This window comes from Cryobacterium lyxosi (assembly GCF_004403345.1).
Taxonomy (GTDB): domain Bacteria; phylum Actinomycetota; class Actinomycetes; order Actinomycetales; family Microbacteriaceae; genus Cryobacterium; species Cryobacterium lyxosi.
In genome coordinates, this window is record NZ_SOGT01000012.1 from 240963 (window position 1) to 260083 (window position 19121).

Annotated in this window: 17 protein-coding genes; 8 read left to right on the plus strand and 9 right to left on the minus strand. The window is 66.2% G+C overall.

The window, feature by feature from the left end:
* Positions 1-27 precede the first annotated feature (27 nt).
* From E3T27_RS10910 to E3T27_RS10925, 4 genes are all read right to left on the minus strand, one after another.
* Entirely contained in the window at positions 28-834 is an 807-nt protein-coding gene (locus tag E3T27_RS10910; protein ID WP_134572722.1) for a TrmH family RNA methyltransferase, read from the minus strand.
* Between the two features lie 149 nt (positions 835-983).
* Positions 984-2294 carry a DUF4397 domain-containing protein gene (locus E3T27_RS17000; RefSeq protein ID WP_241992219.1) on the minus strand — a complete coding sequence of 437 codons (1311 nt, stop codon included), beginning with the start codon at positions 2292-2294 and terminating at the stop codon, positions 984-986.
* Between the two features lie 186 nt (positions 2295-2480).
* Positions 2481-3035, minus strand: coding sequence for an RNA polymerase sigma factor (locus E3T27_RS10920; RefSeq protein ID WP_134572724.1), 555 nt, complete (start codon positions 3033-3035; stop codon positions 2481-2483).
* A 270-nt stretch (positions 3036-3305) separates the two neighbouring features.
* Entirely contained in the window at positions 3306-4787 is a 1482-nt protein-coding gene (locus E3T27_RS10925) for an NAD-dependent succinate-semialdehyde dehydrogenase (RefSeq protein WP_134572726.1), read from the minus strand.
* A 159-nt stretch (positions 4788-4946) separates the two neighbouring features.
* Here E3T27_RS10925 and E3T27_RS10930 point away from each other — a divergent pair, with 159 nt between their 5' ends.
* From E3T27_RS10930 to E3T27_RS10965, 8 genes are all read left to right on the plus strand, one after another.
* Entirely contained in the window at positions 4947-6413 is a 1467-nt protein-coding gene (locus tag E3T27_RS10930; RefSeq protein WP_104198300.1) for a fumarylacetoacetate hydrolase family protein, read from the plus strand.
* Positions 6398-7120, plus strand: coding sequence for a GntR family transcriptional regulator (locus tag E3T27_RS10935; protein WP_134572728.1), 723 nt, complete (start codon positions 6398-6400; stop codon positions 7118-7120). The genes E3T27_RS10930 and E3T27_RS10935 overlap by 16 nt, the downstream gene beginning before the upstream one ends.
* Complete coding sequence (gene hpaE / locus E3T27_RS10940; RefSeq protein ID WP_134572730.1) at positions 7117-8643, plus strand: 5-carboxymethyl-2-hydroxymuconate semialdehyde dehydrogenase; 1527 nt, start codon at positions 7117-7119, stop codon at positions 8641-8643. The genes E3T27_RS10935 and hpaE overlap by 4 nt, the downstream gene beginning before the upstream one ends.
* 97 nt (positions 8644-8740) lie before the next feature.
* A complete protein-coding gene (gene hpaD / locus E3T27_RS10945; RefSeq protein ID WP_134572732.1) occupies positions 8741-9814 on the plus strand; it encodes a 3,4-dihydroxyphenylacetate 2,3-dioxygenase in 1074 nt (357 codons plus the stop codon).
* A gap of 11 nt (positions 9815-9825) precedes the next feature.
* A complete protein-coding gene (gene hpaH, locus E3T27_RS10950; protein ID WP_134572734.1) occupies positions 9826-10611 on the plus strand; it encodes a 2-oxo-hept-4-ene-1,7-dioate hydratase in 786 nt (261 codons plus the stop codon).
* Positions 10596-11423, plus strand: coding sequence for an HpcH/HpaI aldolase family protein (locus E3T27_RS10955; protein ID WP_134572736.1), 828 nt, complete (start codon positions 10596-10598; stop codon positions 11421-11423). Before hpaH ends, E3T27_RS10955 begins: the two co-directional genes overlap by 16 nt.
* Before the next feature lie 29 nt (positions 11424-11452).
* Positions 11453-12193 carry an IclR family transcriptional regulator gene (locus E3T27_RS10960; RefSeq protein WP_233201010.1) on the plus strand — a complete coding sequence of 247 codons (741 nt, stop codon included), beginning with the start codon at positions 11453-11455 and terminating at the stop codon, positions 12191-12193.
* 224 nt (positions 12194-12417) lie between these two features.
* Positions 12418-13764 carry an MFS transporter gene (locus E3T27_RS10965; protein ID WP_134572738.1) on the plus strand — a complete coding sequence of 449 codons (1347 nt, stop codon included), beginning with the start codon at positions 12418-12420 and terminating at the stop codon, positions 13762-13764.
* A 90-nt stretch (positions 13765-13854) separates the two neighbouring features.
* On the opposite strand, the gene E3T27_RS10970 is transcribed toward E3T27_RS10965, so the two are convergent.
* From E3T27_RS10970 to E3T27_RS10990, 5 genes are read right to left on the minus strand one after another with little or no spacing between them, the layout of a single operon-like run.
* The gene (locus E3T27_RS10970; RefSeq protein WP_134572740.1) at positions 13855-14586 is read right to left on the minus strand and encodes an alpha/beta fold hydrolase; all 732 of its coding nucleotides are present in this window, start codon (positions 14584-14586) and stop codon (positions 13855-13857) included.
* Positions 14583-15173 carry an isochorismatase family protein gene (locus E3T27_RS10975; protein WP_104198308.1) on the minus strand — a complete coding sequence of 197 codons (591 nt, stop codon included), beginning with the start codon at positions 15171-15173 and terminating at the stop codon, positions 14583-14585. Before E3T27_RS10975 ends, E3T27_RS10970 begins: the two co-directional genes overlap by 4 nt.
* Before the next feature lie 19 nt (positions 15174-15192).
* Positions 15193-16659, minus strand: a complete 1467-nt coding sequence (locus E3T27_RS10980; protein WP_241992220.1) for a D-alanyl-D-alanine carboxypeptidase/D-alanyl-D-alanine-endopeptidase — start codon at positions 16657-16659, stop codon at positions 15193-15195.
* A 45-nt stretch (positions 16660-16704) separates the two neighbouring features.
* Positions 16705-17691, minus strand: a complete 987-nt coding sequence (locus tag E3T27_RS10985) for a Gfo/Idh/MocA family protein (protein ID WP_134572744.1) — start codon at positions 17689-17691, stop codon at positions 16705-16707.
* On the minus strand, positions 17688-19070 hold the full coding sequence (locus E3T27_RS10990) for a DHA2 family efflux MFS transporter permease subunit (protein WP_134572746.1): 1383 nt from the start codon (positions 19068-19070) through the stop codon (positions 17688-17690). Before E3T27_RS10990 ends, E3T27_RS10985 begins: the two co-directional genes overlap by 4 nt.
* Positions 19071-19121 lie beyond the last annotated feature (51 nt).

Sequence of the window (19121 nt, forward strand, 5' to 3'; positions counted from 1 at the left end):
CGACAACAGCAGGCAGGCGGCATTCGACTACTGGGACAGCGCCCACATCGCGACGGCACTCGCCGCGGCCACGTTGAGCGAGTCGATGCCGTGCTTCATCGGAATCTGCACGACGCTGTCCGATGCGGCGAGCGCGTCGGGCGTGAGCCCCTCTCCCTCGGCGCCGAGCAGCAGGGCCAGGTGCTCATGCCCGGTGCCATCGAAATCGCGCAGGCTGACCGCGTCGGGGGTGAGGGCGAGGGCGGCCATGTGAAACCCGTGCCGGGTGAGCAGGGCGCGGGTCTCCATCCAGTCGCCGACCCGGGTCCACGGCACCTGCAGCACGGTACCCATGGACACGCGAATGGCCCGGCGGTAGAACGGGTCGGAGCAGCGGGGCGTGACCAGGATCGCATCCGCCCCGATGGCCCCGGCCGAGCGAAAGATGGCGCCGACGTTGGTCGGGTCCGACACGTTTTCGAGGATGACGATGCGGCGCGCTCCGGCCAGCAGGGCATCGGCGTCCGGCAGCTCTGGCCGGTTCATCGCTGCGATCACACCGCGATGCAGAACATACCCGGTGAGATCGGCGAGCAGGTCGCCAGGACCGACGAACACCGGAATTTCGGCGGCGTAGTCGCCGAGCACCGTGAGTGCCTCGTCGGCCGTATTGCCGAGAGCGAGCACCGATCGCGGAGCATGCCCGGCGCGGAGGGCCCGCTCGAGCACGAGGGCTGACTCGGCGATGTACAGCCCGTGTTCGGTGCCGCGGGCCTTCTTCAAGGCCACGTCGGTGAGGTGGGCGTAGTCGACCAGTCGTGGGTCGCTCAGGTCATCGATAGCGATCAGGGGCATCCGCAAAGTCTAACGAGCGGCCACCTCGGCCCCTTCGACGGCATAACTCCTGCAGTTTCAAGACGGCCTGCGTGCGGGCCCCGGAATTCTCCGGCACACACAGGAACACGAATCAAATTGCAGGAGTTATGCCCCGAGTCGGGCTGGATCTACTTGGTGGACACCGTCTGCACGGCCAGGGCGAGCGTGCCGTCGGCCAGGCTGCCCCAGGCATACACGATGGTGTTCGTGCTCGAGGCGATGTCGACGTCGGCGGGACCGATGAGGGCCTCGGTGGTTCCGGCAGCGGTGACCGCTGCTGAAATGGTACCGACCGGTAGCACGAGCACGGACTCGTTCGGGTTGGTCAGGCCGGAAATGGCCGGGGCTCCGTTGGCGAGCACGTCGACGGCGGGGGCGGCAGCAACGTGGCGCACGGTCAGGCGGCCCTGGCCGTCGCCGGGCGCGGAAGTGTCGTTCGTGAACAAGGCTGCGGTCGGTACTCCGGTTTCACTGAGGTGGGCTACGGCCGTGTAGTTCAGGCCGGATGCGACCGTGAGGTCGACCGGACCGATCACAGGAGCACTCGCGTCGGCGGCATCCGCTGCGGTGATGGCGAGGGTGTAGCTGCCGGCCGCAATACGGAACGTCTTCGTGAGGGTGCCGGGTTCGAAGTTGTCGATGACCAGATTGTTGTCGACATACACGTCAACCACGACGCCGGGGATCGCGTGCAGCACCGAAACGGATGCCGGCGCGGCGGCCCGAGTGCGTACCGTCTGTACGAACAGGGCAAGGGTTCCCTTGGCGAGGCTACCCCAGGCGTACACGATGGTGTTGGTGCGCGGGGCGATCGTGACGTCGGCCGGGCCGAGCAGCGGCGCCGTGGTTCCGGCGGCGGCGACGACAGCACTGATCGTGCCGACCGGCAGGTCGAGCATGGCCTGCGACGGGTTGGTCAAGCCGGCGACGGCCACCGCACCGTTCGCGAGAACGTCGACGGAGGGAGCGGCCGCAACGTGGCGCACCGTGAGACGGCCCTGCCCGGCAGCCAGCGGCGTGGTGTCGTCGTTGAACAGGGTGGCGGTGGGAATACCGGTGTCGGCGAGGTGGGCGACGGCCGTGAAGCTGCGGCCAGCCGTCAGGGTCACGGTGGTCGAACCGCTGAGTGAGATGTCGACCGTCGGCTTGCCGTTGGCACTGCCGCCGAGCACGAGGGGGTCCATGGCGGAAATCTTGACGGTGTGCGTGCCAGCTGCAAGTTTCAGCGGGCCGAGCAGTGTTCCCGGCGTGAAGTCATCGACAACGACACGGCCGTCCACCGAAATGTCGAGGATCAGTCCGGGAATGGCGTGTAGCACCGACACCGAGGCGGTGCCCGGTGCCGCGGATGCCGCGGGCACGGCCGCCTGCGCCGGCGCGAACCCGGCAAGGGCGACGAGGAGGCCGGCGGATATTCCGACGGCGATGGACTTGCGCATTGCTACCTCCATTGGGTCGTTACGGCAGGCGGCTTCGCCTTCCTGTTAACAACTTCCCTGCCCCGCCGGGTTTTGGATGCACCGTCGGAAAGTTTTTCGATGCTAGAGCAAGTGCAGCTCACCGCGCGCGTATCGAGTTCGGCGAGAGCCATGAGGTGCAGGTCGTCCGCAGCTATATGCCCGGCATCAATAGGAGTCATCGGACACCTCCAGCCGGGTGCGCAAGCGCGTCAGGCTGCGGCGCATATGGCTCTTGACCGTGCCGAGCGGCAGCCCGAGGATCCTGGCGATCTGCACCTGGGTGAGATCGTCGAAGAAGGCCAGCCGCACTACCTGGCGGGGCACAGGCTCCAGACGGTTGATTTCGTCGCCGACCAGCACCCGGTTGACGACGCTGGCACTGTCATCGGAATGGTGCGATGGGATGGTTGCGGCGAGGCATTCCTCGAGCCGCCGCTGTCGCCTGCGCACCTCGTGGGCATCCGCGATCATGTGCCGGGCGATGCCGATCAGCCAGGCCGGCAGCCGGGAGCGCGCCGGGTCGAACCCCACGCGCCCGCGCCAGGCCGCGATGAACACCTTCTGGGTGACGTCTTCGGCATCGGTCGCATTGGCGAGCGAACGTACGGCGATCGTGAACACCAGCGGTGACCAGCGTGCGTATGCTGCGGTCAACGCGCGCTCGTCGCCGTCGCAAAACGCGCGGGCCACGGCCTCGTCATCGTCGGTGGGTGCACTCACGTCGGGGCGGATCCTCGGGGTCAAAACACAAACTGGACAGGGGCGCGAGACGCGAACCCTCGGGAATCAACACTCGCGCGCACCAGCTTAGTGAGTTTTCTTCATTTCAGGCAGGACTTCGCAGCCGCACAAAGAGGGCCACAGCAGCATGCCCGACGCCGCGTACTGTGACCCTCCCGGGGTGGGAACTAGTTACTCCCTAAGTTCTCTCATTGAGAGCAAGACGGATGCACCCTGCCGCAGATTGACCAGCCACCGAAGAACAGCAGGTTAGGGAACAGGCGTGAGCGTGTACTTCGTCGAGAGGTATTCCTGGATACCCTCGAGCCCTCCCTCACGTCCCAGGCCGGACTGCTTCACGCCGCCGAAGGGTGCGGCCGCGTTCGAGACGACGCCGGTGTTCAGGCCCATCATGCCGGTCTGCAACGTGTCGATCATGCGCTGGCCGCGGGCGAGGTCGGTCGTGTATACGTAGCTGATCAGGCCGAACTCGGTGTCGTTGGCGAGGCGCACAGCGTCCGCTTCGTCGGTGAAGGTGCTGATCGCGAGCACCGGACCGAAGATTTCGTCGCGCAGAATGTCGCTACCCGGCTGGATATCGGTGAGTACGGTGGGCGCGTAGAAGGACCCCTCGCGCTCGATTGCAGCGCCGCCGGTTATCAGGGTCGCACCGCGGGTGAGGGCGTCCTGCACGAGCGAATTTGCCTTGGCGACGGCTTTGCCGTCGATGAGCGGGCCGATGGTGATGCCGGTCTCGGTGCCACGCCCGATCTGGAACGCCGCGACTTTTTCGGTGATCCGGCGGGTGAATTCGGCGACGACGGACTCGTGCACGATGAAGCGGTTGGCTGCAGTGCAGGCCTGGCCGATGTTGCGGAACTTTGCGATGATGGCTCCATCAACGGCCTGATCGAGGTCGGCATCGGCGAAGACGACGAAGGGGGCGTTGCCACCGAGTTCCATCGAGGTGCGCAGCACGTTTTCGGCGGACAGCTTGATGAGGGATTTGCCGACCGCGGTCGACCCGGTGAAACTGAGCTTGCGGAGGCGCGGGTCGGTGATGATCGGCTCGGAGACCGCGCCGGACTGTGATGTCGTAATGACGTTGACGACCCCGGCTGGCAGGCCGACCTCTTCGAGCAGAGCCACGAAGTGCAGGGTGGTCAGCGGAGTGAGCGCGGCCGGCTTGACGACGACGGTGCAGCCGGCGGCGAGTGCCGGGGCGATCTTGCGGGTCGCCATGGCCAGCGGAAAGTTCCAGGGGGTGATCAAGAAGCAGGGACCGACCGGGTGCTGGGTGACGATCATGCGCCCGGTGCCCTCGGGGTTGGCGCCGTAACGGCCACTGATGCGCACGGCTTCTTCGCTGAACCAGCGCAAAAACTCGCCGCCGTAGGCGACCTCGCCGAGTGCCTCGGGCAGTGGCTTGCCCATTTCGATGGTCATGAGCAGCGCGAACTCGTGCTTGCGTTCCTGCAGCAGGTCGAAGGCGCGGCGCAGAATTTCACCCCTCACGCGGGCGGGAGTCGCGGCCCAGCCGGCCTGGGCGGCGTCGGCGGCGTCGAGGGCGGCGGCGCCATCGGCCACGCTCGCGTCAGCGATGGTTTTGATGACACGACCGGTCGCCGGGTCGGTGACATCGAGGGTGCGCCCGCCGGTCGCAGCGACCCACTGCCCGTTGATGTAAAGCTGGCCCGGCACTCGAGCGAGCAGCTCAGATTCGTTCGTTGGCGCGTCGGTAACAACTGTCATTGCATCTCCCATGCTTGTGTCTGCCCGTCGATCTGACGCTAGTAGCCTAACGGCGCCCACCGACAGGGTCGCTGGTCGCTCGTGTTTCTGCGGGGTTGCGCCTTTCGCGTGATCGTATATTATTTCAAATACACACGCAGCGCTGCGAGAGGCCGTTCTATGCAGAAGCCCACATCATTCACCGGTACCCCCGGCAAGGTGATCGCCCTGCACCTCAACTATCCCTCGCGCATTGCCCAGCGCGGCCGGGTACCGGAGCAGCCCTCCTACTTTCTGAAGCCTGGCACCTCGGTGAGCGCGTCCGGCACCCCGATTGACCGCCCGGCCGGCACCGAACTGCTCGCCTTCGAGGGCGAGATCGCCCTGATCATCGGCCATAGGGTCCGTCGAGTGAGCCCGGAACAGGGCTGGGCGGCCGTCTCTGGCGTCACCGCCGCAAACGACTTCGGCGTCTACGATTTGCGCTACGCCGACAAGGGGTCGAATCTGAAGTCCAAGGGCGGAGACGGCTTCACCCCTCTCGGCCCGAACGTGATCAACGCCAGAGGCGTTGAACCCGATGCCCTGCGGGTGCGCACCTGGGTCAACGGCGAGTTGGTGCAGGAAGACACAACTGCGCACGTGGTCTTCCCGTTCGGCCGTCTGGTCGCCGATCTCTCCCAGCTGATGACGCTCGAGCCGGGCGACGTGATTCTCACCGGAACCCCCGCTGGGTCCTCCGTGGTGCAGCCCGGCGACGTGGTCGAGGTCGAAGTGGATGCCCCGACTGCGCCGGGCGCGCCGAGCAGCGGGCGACTGGTCACCCCGGTCATCGCCGGTACGGTCGCGATGGCCGAATACGGCGCCAGCCCGAAGATCGACGATCTGCAGCGAGCTGAGGCGTGGGGTTCATCCCAAGCGGCCGGGCTGACAGCTTCGGCCAGCTCAGCCAGCGTTCTGACCGACGAACTCAAAGCGAAGATCAACTCGGTCGGAACGGCCACGCTCAGCTCTCAACTGCGCAAACGCGGCCTGAACAACGTCTCGATCGACGGACTCCAGTCCACTCGTCCCACCAAACGTCTGGTGGGGCTCGCCCGAACCCTGCGATTCATTCCCAACCGGGAGGACCTCTTCATCGCCCACGGCGGCGGCTACAACGCGCAAAAGCGCGCCTTCGATTCGCTCCGCCCCGATGATGTGCTCGTGATCGAGGCTCGCGGCGAGACCGGCACCGGCACCGTCGGGGACATCCTCGCCCTTCGCGCGCAGGTCAACGGCGCAGCCGGTCTGGTGACGGATGGCGGGGTGCGCGACGTGACCGCCGTGGCCGCCCTCGAGATGCCCACGTACTTCGCCAACGCGCATCCGGCCGTTCTCGGCCGTCGTCACGTGCCGTGGGACACGGACCTCACCATCGCCTGCGGTGGTGCGGCCGTGCAACCCGGCGATGTGATCGTGGGAGACGCCGACGGCGTCCTGGTGATTCCGCCGCACCTGATCGAGGAGGTCGTCACCGACGCGATCGAGCAGGAGCGTGAGGAGACCTTCATCGCCGAGATGGTTGCCGCGGGCGAGGGCATCGACGGGCTATACCCGATGAACGCCACGTGGAAAGGGCGGTACCAAAAATGGTTGCCCCAGTGACGCTCCCGCCCATCGGCGTGAGCAAGTCCCAACTCGCCTACCAATGGATCACGGCGCGCATCTCCGACGGAACCTTCACGCCGGGCTACCGTTTAGTACTCGGCGCGATCGGTAAGGATCTGGGCGTGAGCGTCGTACCGGTGCGCGAGGCGATCCGTCGCCTCGAAGCGGAGGGGCTGGTCACCTTCGAGCGCAACGTCGGGGCGCAGGTCGCCATGCTCGAAGAGACCGAATATCTCTATACGATGCAAACGCTGAGCGTGGTCGAGGGCGTCGCGACGGCCCTGTCGGCGCCATTCATCACCACCGCTGACATCCAACGCGCCCGCACGGTCAACCAGGCCATGATCGCCTCCCTCGAAGATCTCAACCCGCACCGGTTCACCGAACTCAACCTCGAATTCCACTCGATCCTGTTCGAGAGCTGCCCGAACCCGCACATCCTCGATCTGGTGCACCGCGGCTGGAACCGCATGAAGGTGCTGCGCGACTCCACTTTCAGCTTCGTGCCCGGCCGCGCCCGCGACTCAGTAGCGGAGCACGACAACCTGCTGCAGCTGATCGAGTCGGGCGCCGACGCGCTCACGCTCGAATTGGCCGCGCGCGCCCACCGCACCGGCACACTGGACGCCTTCCTCGTGTACCAGAAGTCGCAGCACCCCCAGCCGGCATCCGACCCGTCCCGAGAAAGAGAGCCTGACCAATGACACAGACGTCTGCCCAGACCGCACACTACGTACCGGCCGACCTGCCCACCAGTATCCGTCATTTCATCGGTGGAGAATTCGTCGACAGCGTCGGCGGCCAAACGTTTGACGTGCTCGACCCGGTGTCGAACCAGACCTATGCCACCGCGGCCGCCGGCCAGCAGGCGGACATTGATCTGGCTGTCGCGGCCGCGAAGGACGCCTTCGACAACGGACCGTGGCCGCGCATGCTGCCCCGCGCCCGCGCCCGCGTGCTGAACCGCATCGCCGACGCCGTCGAGGCGCAGGATGCCCGGCTCGCCGAGTTGGAAACCTTCGATACCGGGCTGCCGATCACGCAGGCGCTCGGCCAGGCGCAACGGGCGGCCGAGAACTTTCGCTTCTTCGCCGACCTGATCGTGGCGCAGGCCGACGACACCTACAAGGTACCCGGCAAGCAGATCAACTACGTCAACCGCAAGCCGGTCGGGGTTGCCGGGCTGATCACCCCGTGGAACACCCCATTCATGCTTGAAAGCTGGAAGCTCGCGCCCGCGCTCGCCTCCGGCTGCACCGTCGTGCTGAAACCGGCCGAATTCACGCCGCTGTCAGCAAGCCTCTGGGCCGAGATCTTTCGCACTGCGGGCGTTCCCGACGGCGTGTTCAACCTGGTCAACGGCATCGGCGAGGAGGCCGGCGATGCGCTGGTCAAGCATCCCGACGTGCCGCTCATCTCCTTCACCGGCGAAACCACCACGGGCCAGACCATCTACCGCAACTGCGCCGCGAACCTCAAGGGCATGTCCATGGAACTCGGCGGCAAATCACCAGCCGTCGTCTTCGCCGACGCCGACCTCGACGCCGCGATCGACTCGACCCTGTTCGGTGTGTTCTCGCTGAATGGCGAGCGGTGCACCGCGTCGAGCCGTATCCTAGTGGAGCGCTCTATCTACGATGACTTCTGCGCACGCTACGCGGCCCGCGCAGCAAGCATCGTCGTCGGCGACCCGCACGACCCCAGGACCGAGGTCGGCGCGCTCGTGCACCCCGAGCACTACGCCAAGGTCCTGAGCTACGTCGAGATCGGAAAGACCGAGGGACGTCTGCTCTCCGGCGGCGGTCGCCCCGCCGGGCTTCCCGAACGGTTGGCACGGGGCAACTACGTCTCCCCCACGGTGTTCGCCGACGTCGCCCCGACCGCCCGCATCTTTCAGGAGGAGATCTTCGGCCCGGTCGTGACCATCACCCCCTTCGAAACGGATGCCGAAGCCCTCGCCCTGGCCAATGGTGTGAAGTACGGGTTGGCGGCCTACATCTGGACCACCGATCTCAGTCGCGCGCACAACTTCGCCCAGTCTGTTGATGCCGGGATGGTCTGGTTGAACTCGCACAACGTGCGGGACCTCCGCACCCCGTTCGGCGGAGTCAAGGCCTCCGGCCTCGGCCACGAGGGCGGCTACCGATCGATCGACTTCTATACCGACTCGCAGGCCGTGCACATCACGCTCGCCCCGGTGCACACGCCCCGTTTCGGCGGCAACTAGCCCCGCTCCCGGGTGGGGTCGGCACCAGCCATTCGACCAACGCTGGCTGTGTCAAGACTCCGCCCCACGCATCCGTTATCTCAACGAGGAGAACCCCATGACCAATCCCATTCCCACCCCCACCAACCCCCCGCCCGACATCCTCCGCTGCGCCTACATGGACATCGTCGTGACCGACCTGGCTAAGTCACGCGAGTTCTACGTCGATATTCTCGGCCTCGTCGTCACCGAGGAGAGCGACACCGAGATCTACCTGCGCAGCTTCGAGGAATTCATCCACCACAACCTGGTACTGCGCCAGGGACCCATCGCCGCCGTCGCCGCGATGGCCTTTCGGGTGCGCAGCCCCGAAGACGTCGACCTCGCCGAGGCCTACTATCAGGAGCTCGGCTGCCGCACCGAACGCCGCACCGATGGCTTCGTGACGGGCATCGGTGACAGCGTACGCGTCGAAGACCCGCTTGGCTTTCCCTATGAATTCTTCTATGCGACCACCCACGTAGAACGACTCGCCTGGCGCTACGACCTGCAGGGTCCGGGCGCGCTCGTGCGCCTCGACCACTTCAACCAGGTCACCCCCGACGTCGGCCGCGGCCGTGGATACCTCGAAGATCTCGGCTTTCGTGTCACAGAAGACATCAAAGACGAAGACGGCGTCACCTACGCGGCGTGGATGCGCCGCAAGGACACCGTGCACGACACCGCCCTCACCGGCGGCACCGGGCCGCGTATGCACCACATCGCCTTCGCCACGCACGAGAAGCACAACATCATCTATATCTGCGACAAACTCGGCGCGTTGCGCAAGAGCGATCTGATCGAGCGCGGACCCGGTCGTCACGGCGTCTCGAACGCGTTCTACCTGTATCTGCGTGACCCCGACGGCCACCGCGTCGAGATCTACACGCAGGATTACTACACCGGCGACCCCGACAACCCTGTTGTCACCTGGAACGTGCACGACAACCAGCGGCGCGACTGGTGGGGCAACCCCGTTGTCCCCAGCTGGTACACGGATGCCTCGCTCGTGCTCGACCTCGACGGCAACCCCCAGCCGGTAATCGAGCGCACCGAGTCGAGCGAAATGGCCGTGACCGTCGGCGCCGACGGCTTCTCGTACACGCGCAAAGACGACGAGCTGGCCGGCTTCAAACTCGGCACCACCCTCTAGGAGCAGCGCCCATGCTTGATCACTGCGTCATCGAAGAGATCGCCGACGAACTCGTCGCGGCCGGCCGAACCCGGTCGACGGTCCCCCTCCTCACCGCCCGCTACCCCGGCATGACCGTCGACGATGCCTACGCCGTGCAGAGCCTGTGGAGGGAGCGCGGTATCGCGGCCGGCCGCCGTCTCGTCGGCCACAAGATCGGCCTGACCTCCAAGGTCATGCAGAACGCCACCGGCATCACCGAACCCGATTACGGTGTGATCTTCGCTGACGAGGTCTATGAGAATGGCGCGAGCATCCGTTTCGACAGCTTCTCGAACGTGCGAATCGAAGTCGAACTCGCGTTCGTGCTCGGCAGGTCACTGTCCGGCCCGAACTGCACCCTGTTCGACGTGCTCGATGCCACGGACTACGTCGTTCCGGCGCTGGAAATCCTCAGCTCACGCATCGAAATGGCCGCCCGTACCATCGTCGACACCATCTCCGACAACGCGGCGATGGGCGGAATGGTGTTGGGCGGTACGCCGGTGAAAGTCGGCGACATCGACCTGCGCTGGGTGTCGGCGCTGCTCTACCGCAACCAGACCATCGAGGAATCCGGCGTGGCCGCGGCCGTGCTGGGCCACCCCGCTGCCGGCGTCTACTGGCTGGCGAACAAGCTCGCCCAGCACGAAACCAGGCTCGAGGCCGGCGAGATCATCCTGGCCGGCTCGTTCACCCGCCCGATGTGGGTGGAACAGGGCGACACGGTGCACGCCGACTACGGACCATTGGGAGCAATCACATGCCGATTCGAGTAGCAGCAGAGCCGACCTTCCGCGACGTTCTCGCCGGCACCGCACGTGCCCAGATAGGAATGTGGGTGTGCTCCGGCAGCGCGCTGGTGGCCGAAATCTGCGCCGGCAGCGGTCTCGACTGGCTGTTGATCGACACCGAGCACAGCCCGAACGGCCTCGAGTCAACTTTGAGCCAGCTTCAGGCCGTGCACGGCTACCCGATCGTGCCGTTGGTACGCGTACCAGCCGGCGAGCGCGTCATCGTGAAGCAATTGTTGGACCTCGGCGCTCAGAACCTGTTGATCCCCATGATCGACACCGCCGAGCAGGCCCGCGAGATGGCCGCCGCGGTGCGCTACGCACCGCTCGGCGTTCGCGGCGTCGGCAGCGCCCTCGCCCGGGCGTCCCGGTGGAACCGTATCGACGACTACCTGGCCCGCGCCGACGACACGATCTCACTGTTCGTGCAGATCGAGACGACGGATGCCGTGGCCAACATCGCCCAGATCGCCGCCGTCGACGGCATCGACGGCTTGTTCATCGGCCCCTCCGACCTCGCCGCGTCGATGGGCCTGCTCGGCCAGCAGGACCACCCCGACGTCGTCGCCTCGGTCGAGCAGTGCATCCGCACGGTGTCGGCGCTCGGCAAACCCGCCGGCGTCAATGCCTTCGAACCCGCAACCGCCGAGCGTTACCTCGCGGCGGGCGCCCGCTTCGTGCTCGTCGGTGCCGACGTGGCCGTTCTCGCCCGGGCCTCGGAGAAGCTCGCTGCGACGTTCATCAAACCCGGCACCACGGGCCCTGCCGTCGATGCCGTCCCACGGCCGAGTTACTGAGCGCCCAGGCCGAATGCGAGAATGAGAGGGTGTCGATCCCCGAATTCGCCGAGACCTCCGGCAGCCCCGCCTCGGCGCCCGCCGCGCACTCGCAAACCCTGTCGCGGGGCATTCGCATACTGGAGATTCTCGCTGAATCCGACGAACCGATGAGTATCCTCCAACTCGCCGCCGCCCTCGACGTGCACCGTTCGATCGCCTATCGCATCCTCCGCACCCTGGAAGATCACGGCCTCGTCGTGCGGGACCCGGCCGGACTGGTGCGGCTCGGCCCCCGCCTGGCCGCCCTGGCCCGCGGGGTGTCCCGCGACCTGCAGGCCGCGGCACTGCCCGTGCTCACCCGCATTGCCCACGAGCTCGGCATGACCGCGTTCGTCGCCGTGCTTGACCAGGGCGAGGTGGTCACGCTCGTGAGCATCGAATCGCGCCAGCCCCACGCGACGGTGGTGCAGCGGCCCGGCACACGGCATCCGCTGCACGTGGGGGCACCAGGGATCGCCATCCAGTCCGCGCTGAACGCCGAGCAGTGGGCCGCGCTCGGTCTCACCGAAACCCGCCGGAGCGAGGCCGGTGAGGTCTCCACTGTCGGCTACGCCTCCAGCCACGACGAAGTCATTCCCGGCCTGTCGTCGATCGCCGTGCCGCTGCCCGTGCCCGGGGATTCGCCTGCCGCCATCGCCGTCGTCTATATCTCGAGCCCGCACTCCCCCACCGACATCGGCGCAGCCCTCACCGAGGCTGCGCGCACGATCGTCGCCGAGCTCAGTTGACCCGCTCTGCGCGTCACACGCGCTACTGCGCGTCAATCGTGCGTGCAAGGTGCGATCATGCTCCACATCCCGCACAAGTAACGATCCCACACAATACTGACCAATAGGTAGGTAATCTTTGGTTTTGCTGCCATACTGCCCCCGTGCCGGTTTTCTCCGCACGATCCCCACACTTTGCAGCAGTACCCGACCCAGCACCGCAGTGAGATACAAGGGAGTATTCCATGGCCTTAACGACCGAGCGCACGCAGGCAATCAGCGCCAAACGGAATGAAGAACGGCGGGTCCTCGCCGGCACGATGGTGGGTACCACAATCGAGTGGTACGACTTCTTCATCTACGCCCAGGCCGCCGGCCTCGTACTGGCCGGCCTGTTCTTCGCCCCGCTCGCCGGCGAAAACGAGCCGCTCGCCCAGCTGATCGCCTGGGCGTCACTCGGCATCAGCTTCCTATTCCGCCCGCTCGGCGCCATCGTCGCCGGGCACCTCGGCGACCGCATCGGTCGGAAGGCGATGCTGGTGTTCACACTCGTCATGATGGGCGCGGCCACTGCCCTCATCGGCCTGTTGCCGACCTTCGACCAGATCGGCGTCTCGGCACCGATCCTGCTGATCGTGCTTCGCATCCTGCAAGGCTTCTCGGCCGGCGGCGAATGGGGCGGCGCGGCGCTCATGAGCGTCGAGCACGCACCGATCAACAAGCGCGGATTCTTTGGTGCCTACCCGCAGATCGGGGTTCCGGTCGGCCTCATTCTCGCCACCGGTGTCATGATCATCGTGACCACCTCGATGAGCGACGAAGCATTCCTCAGCTGGGGTTGGCGTATTCCGTTCCTCGTCTCTGTGCTGCTCATCGTCGTCGGTTGGGTCATCCGCCGCGCGGTCGCCGAAAGCCCGGTCTTCAAAGAGATGCAGACCCGCAAGAGGGAATCTGCCGCCCCGCTCAAGCAACTCTTCCAGAACCACTCGCGTCAGGTCATCCTCACCGCACTGATCTTCATCGCCAACAACGCGGCCGGTTATATGCTCATCGCTTTCTTCGGCTCGTACGCCACCAAGCCCGCTGAAGCTGGCGGACTCGGCATGGAGCGCACCCCGGTGCTCATCGCCAGCACCGTCGCCGCCGCGTTCTGGCTCGCGTCGACCATGCTCGGTGGAATCCTCTCCGACAAAATCGGCCGCGTGCGCACCTTCCAGCTCGGCTACGCGTTCCTCTTCATCTGGGCGATCCCCATGTTCCTGCTCATCGACACCGGCGACATCGTCTGGTTTGCGCTCTCGCTCATCATCCTGGCGAGCGGGCTCGGCTTCTCCTACGGCCCGCAGGCCGCGCTCTACGCCGAAATGTTCCCGGCCCAGGTGCGCTACTCCGGCGTTTCGATCGGCTACGCGCTCGGCGCGATTCTCGGTGGCGCGTTCGCCCCGCTCATCGCGCAACTGTTGCTCGATCAGACCGGACAGTCCATCTCGATCGGCATTTACCTCATGGCGCTCGCCGCGATATCCTTCATCGCGGTGACCCTTGTGAAAGAGACGCGCGGGGTTGCGCTGGGCATCAGCACGCACGAGTAACTGTCGTAGATCACAACCGTGCCGCTCGGATTAACACTTCGGCGGCACGGTTACTTCATGCTCCCTGCGCTCGGGCTACGAGCCAGCGGCTCAGTTCAAGAACTCCAGGGCGGCTTGCTTGAACTCGCGGGCGGTCAGCGCGCTGAGGTGGGTGCGGCCGGGCAGTTCGACGTACCCGGCACCGCGTTCGGCCGCGAGCACGGCTACCCCCGCCGGAATCTGGTCGGCGCCGCCCGCCACAAACAATTGCGGGATACCCACTGGCACGTCCAGGGTGCATCCCGCCATTCCCTGCACGCACGCCCATAGCGCCTCCCGGTCGGCACCGGCAGTGATCGCCGGCCCGAGTACGGCGGCAATGGTCGGGTCGGAAGGAAGGTCGCCAGAGAGCAGGAACCGGTTGACCTCGCCCTGATCCCAGGTGTCGAATAGTTCGAGCGGCCCTGCCCCGCCGAGCACGAGGCTGCGCACGCGTTCAGGAACCAGCCTGGCCAGGGCGGCCACGACCCGCGACCCCAGGGAATAACCGATTACGTCGACCCGCTCAAGTTGCAGCGTGTCGAGCACCGCCACGAGGTCAGCGGCGAGCTGCCTCGGTAGGTAGTCGGCACAGTGATGCGGCCTGTCGCTGCGCCCGTGCCCGCGCAGGTCGGGCGTGATCGCGCCCCGCCCGACTTCCCCCAGCGCCCGCACCCACCCCGAGCCAATCCAGGTGACCGCCGCGGTCGACGCGAAACCGTGCACGAGCAGAACCGGTCGCTCCCCGGGAGCGGCATCACAGGCAATACGTACGCCGTCGAGTCTTTTTGCGAATAAGGTCACTCGACGGCGTCGCTCACGGCAAACACCGCGCCGGCGTGCGCCATCTCAGCGAGGGCGGTCAACGTGGATTCCGCGGCGACACCGGCAACGAGATCGGTCAGCACCCGCACGCGCTGGCCGTGTTCGAGCGCGTCGAGAACGGACGCTCGCACGCAGTGGTCCGTTGCGAGGCCGACGATGTCGACCTCGGTCACGCCGTGCTCGCTCAGCAACTCCGTCACCGTCTGCCCGGCCTCGGTGGCGCCCTCGAAGAGGGAATATGCGGGCCGGCCCTGGCCCTTGCGAATGTGGAAGGTCACGGCATCCGTTGTCAGAGCTTTGTGGTACTCGGCGCCCGTCGTGCCGGCCACGCAGTGCACCGGCCAGGTTGTGACGTAGTCGGGCGCCGCATCGCGCGCGAAGTGGCCACCGTTGTCATTGCCGATATCGTGCCAGTCACGCGAGGCGAAGACATATTCATAGGCAAGCGGATGCTCGGCCAGCAGCGCACTCACACCCGCCGCGACCGCTGCCCCGCCGTCAACGCCGAGCACTCCGCCCTCGGTGAAATCATTCTGAACGTCGATGATGAACAGTGCGCGGGTCACGAGGTCTCCTTGCGAAGGGTTAGTTGTTCGACAAATTGTCACCGCAGTGAAACAAGCCGGTGGTCAAGGTGTCGATGGCGATTTTAGCGTTTGAGCTCACGTTGCCGATAGCGTAGATGGCGAAGGTGAGCGGGGTGCCGTCGGCGGCGCGAATGACCCCGGCGAGCGTGTAGCCGGTGTCGATCCAGCCGGTCTTGGCGAACACTGCGCCGTCGGCGGCAGAATTCGCACCGGCGAAACGGTCGCTGTAGGAGAGGGAACCGCGCGGTCCGCCGGCGATCGGCAGGCCGTCGAAGAGCACGCCGAGGTTGCCCTCGCGGGCGTTGACCTTGAGGAACAGGGCCGTCAGGTACGCCGGCGAAACAGCATTGTGGGGGCTGAGTCCCGAGCCGTCCTTGATGATCATGCCGGTGGTGTCGATGCCGTAGGCGGCGAGGCCACCGACGATGCCCTGTTGCAGCGCGGAGAAAGAGTTGCCCGCGCCGTTTTCGATGGCCACGAGGCGGGCGAGCATCTCGGCGATGGTGTTGTCACTCACGATCAGGGACTGCTGAATGAGCGTAGACACCGGCGCGGACTGTACGGCACCGAGTTGGACGGTTCCGGCCGGGGCGGTGGCCTGACTGATGCTGAGGCCGCCGCCGAGTGCGTCGGCGAAGGCCTGGCCGGCCCGGGCAATCGGGTCTTCGCTGCGCGCCGATGTGCTGCGGGTCGGGTCGTCGCGGTCACCGTCGACCATCAGCGCGGTGATCTCGGGCATGGCGCCGAGGCCGAGCTCGGTGCGGGCCCAGCCCTCGTCCCAGTCAGGGCCGGAAAAATACGAGGCGTCGAGTACGAGGGAGGTGATCGGCGGATTGGTCGGGTCGGCGGCCCAGGCGACCCTGGTCTGGGTGGCAAGGTCGTCGAGGTGGGCGGCGCCGGTGTAGAACGGTTCCTGACCGGTGGGTAGCCGCGACAGGGTCAGGTCTCCCCCGCCGACGAGCACGACCTGACCGGGTTCCGCGCCCTTCACTACGCGGGTCGTAGCCCGGTAGTCGCTGCCGAGCACGTTGAGGGCAGCGGCCGAGGTGAGCACCTTCATGACGCTCGCGGTGCGCGAGGACGTCGTGCCGCCGCGGTCGAACAACACCTCACCGGTGTTGGCATTGACGACCTGCGCCTGAAAATCGGCGAGGCGGGCGTCGGCGGCGAGCGCGGCAACCGAGCAGGTACGCAACCGGCTGGCCGCTGTCGCTTCGGCGGGCACCGGTCGAACCGGATCGATGGTGGGAGTGGGAAGCGGCATGGCCGCGGGCGACGGCGCAACGAATGCCGCTGCCGGTTCGGCGGCGCCGGTCTGGGTTCCGGCGAAGACGGCCCCACTGCCCAGCAGCACGAAGACGAGAGCACCGGCGGCGATCAGCCAGGCCCGGCGGTACCGGGTGAAGACTGCCCGGATTCCGCTGCGCGGGGCAGGGTCGGCCTCGTGGGCTACGGGTGTCTGCACGGGTTCATCCACCTCCGTATGGTAACCGACGCGCCTTCGGGCCAGCTATTCACCCGGGTAGCGCAGGCCGATCCTGGCCCGAACCGCGTCGAGGGTGTGCATGATGGCAACCGATTCTTCGGCCGGCATGATGTCGCTCGAGAGCTTGCCGGCTCGAATCAGGGTCTCGGCTTCGACCGCCTCGAAGTGCATCCCGCGGCCGGTGAACTCGGCCGGTACAAACGTTTCGAGTACGGTGCCGACCGTGTCCAAAACCCGAAAACCGGTCGGTGCGTACCAGACGGCGTCGATGTCGATGCGCCCCTCAGTGCCGATGATCGACGCCGAGGTGGGGCCGCGGGTGTCGCTTGCCGAGAAGGTCGTGGCGATCTGACCCCCCACATAGCGAAAAATCGTCGCGACCTGGGCATCCGCTCCGGTGGCCTTGAACGACGCGCTGGCCAGTATCGTTTCGGGCGCCCCGAACACAGCGTGCGCGAAATTCACCGGATAGACCCCCAAATCAAGCAAGGCACCGCCGCCGAGGACCAGGGAATTGATCCTGTGTTCCGGGTCGTCGGGAAGGTCCTGGGTATGGTCGGCGAGCACGCTGCGCACATCGCCGAGCGTGCCGGCCGCCAGAATCTCACGGATGCGAACCATGTGCGGCAGAAACCGGGTCCACATGGCTTCGAGCACGAGCAGATTCTTGCTCGCGGCCAGGTCGACGATCTGTCGGGCTTCCCGGGCGTTGAGCGCGATCGGCTTCTCGATCAGCACGTGTTTGCCAGCATTCAACGCGAGGGCAGCGTGTTCGGCATGAAACGGATGCGGTGTCGACACGTAGATGACGTCGACCTCGGGATCGTTGACCAGCGCCTCGTAGCTGGCATGTGCCGTGGGAATGCCGAATTCGGCGGCGAAGGCATCCCCTGACGCCTGGCTGCGCGACCCGACGGCCTGCACCGTGTGGCCGTTTTGTACGAGGTCGCTCGCGAACAGGTGGGCGATACCGCCGGTGGCCAGGATTCCCCAGCGAATCGAATCTGTCATGCCTGGAGCTTATCGGCCGGCACCGACACGGGGTCCTGGATGCCGATGCCTGAGATGATTCCGCCTCCGACCAGCAGAATTCCGGTGACGATTGCGGCGCGATGGAACCCATCGACGTCGAGCACCGGGCCCACGATAATGCTCGCCGCGGCGATGGCCACCAGTCCGGCGACCCGGGAGAGCGCGTTATTGACCGCGGAGGCAATGCCCGCCCGGCCGGGTTCTATCGCGCCCAGGATGGCGGAGGTCAGCGGCGCGACCGTGATTGTCAGGCCCAGGCCGAAGATGATGACGCCGGGCAGGACCTGGCTGGAATAGGCGACGCTCGAATCGATGCGGAGCATGACGAAAAACCCGATACCGGCGATGATCGGCCCGACACACATGAACAGACGCGGGCCAAATCGGCCAGCCAGACGGCCGACGACGGTGGACAGGGCGATGCTCAAAATGCTCACTGGCAGCAGGGCCAACCCGGCGCGCGTCGCGCTGTATCCGCCAACCTGCTGCAAGAAGACAGCGAGCAGGAACGTGCCGAGCGAGAGAGCGGCGTAGATCAGAGTCGTCGCCACGTTTCCCACCCAAAAGTTGCGCACCCGAAACAGGCTGAGCGGCATCATCGGCGCTTTCGCACGGTTTTCGTGCCAGATAAACGCCGCAAAACTCAGCAGTCCGACGATAAGCGGCACCAGAATGACCGGGCTTCCCCAGCCGAAGGCGGCGTGCTCGATCAGCGCGAAGACGGGCAGTGCCACGCCGAGCACTCCGAGAACCGCTCCGCTGACGTCGACACGGGGCGCGGCATCCGCTGCCCGGTCGCCCGGCAACCGCGCCAACAGAACCAGGGTGAGCGCGATCGGCACGATGTTGATGGCGAACACCAGCCGCCACGACGCCAGGTCGACCAGCAGGCCGCCGATGAGCGGGCCGGCGATGAAGGCTGTGCTGGTCCAGGCGGTCCAGGTTCCGATCGCGCGGGCCTGGCCGGCACCCGAAAACGTGCTGAAGATGAGGGCGAGCGAGCTCGGCACCAGCAGCGCACCAGCGACGCCCTGGATGGCACGTGCGCCGATCAGAAAGGGAGCGCTTGGAGCCACCGCACAGAGAACGGATGCCGAAGCGAACCCCACGAGACCCCACAACAGCACCCGCTTGCGCCCGAACGCGTCGGAGAGCGAACCGGCCAGCAGAATAATGCCGCCGAGGGTGATGAGGTAGGCATCGACGACCCACTGCTGGGTCGAGATGCCTCCGCCCAATTCACGGGTGATCGCGGGGAGGGCCACATTGATGACGGTGCCGTCGAGAAAGGCGATGAACGAGGCCAGCACCGCGACCACCAGAACAAGCCGTGGGGAATCGGTCGGTGAACGGGTCATGACGTGAATGAACCCCACGTGCTGCCGCGGCGTGCCATATAGGTCAGACTA

Coding starts and splice junctions, on each gene's coding strand:
- E3T27_RS10910 (WP_134572722.1), bottom strand. CDS start 834: ATGCCCCTGATCGCTATCGATGACCTGAGCGACCCACGACTGGTCGAC.
- E3T27_RS17000 (WP_241992219.1), bottom strand. CDS start 2,294: ATGCGCAAGTCCATCGCCGTCGGAATATCCGCCGGCCTCCTCGTCGCC.
- E3T27_RS10925 (WP_134572726.1), bottom strand. CDS start 4,787: ATGACAGTTGTTACCGACGCGCCAACGAACGAATCTGAGCTGCTCGCT.
- E3T27_RS10930 (WP_104198300.1), top strand. CDS start 4,947: ATGCAGAAGCCCACATCATTCACCGGTACCCCCGGCAAGGTGATCGCC.
- E3T27_RS10935 (WP_134572728.1), top strand. CDS start 6,398: ATGGTTGCCCCAGTGACGCTCCCGCCCATCGGCGTGAGCAAGTCCCAA.
- hpaE (WP_134572730.1), top strand. CDS start 7,117: ATGACACAGACGTCTGCCCAGACCGCACACTACGTACCGGCCGACCTG.
- hpaD (WP_134572732.1), top strand. CDS start 8,741: ATGACCAATCCCATTCCCACCCCCACCAACCCCCCGCCCGACATCCTC.
- hpaH (WP_134572734.1), top strand. CDS start 9,826: ATGCTTGATCACTGCGTCATCGAAGAGATCGCCGACGAACTCGTCGCG.
- E3T27_RS10955 (WP_134572736.1), top strand. CDS start 10,596: ATGCCGATTCGAGTAGCAGCAGAGCCGACCTTCCGCGACGTTCTCGCC.
- E3T27_RS10965 (WP_134572738.1), top strand. CDS start 12,418: ATGGCCTTAACGACCGAGCGCACGCAGGCAATCAGCGCCAAACGGAAT.
- E3T27_RS10985 (WP_134572744.1), bottom strand. CDS start 17,691: ATGACAGATTCGATTCGCTGGGGAATCCTGGCCACCGGCGGTATCGCC.
- E3T27_RS10990 (WP_134572746.1), bottom strand. CDS start 19,070: ATGACCCGTTCACCGACCGATTCCCCACGGCTTGTTCTGGTGGTCGCG.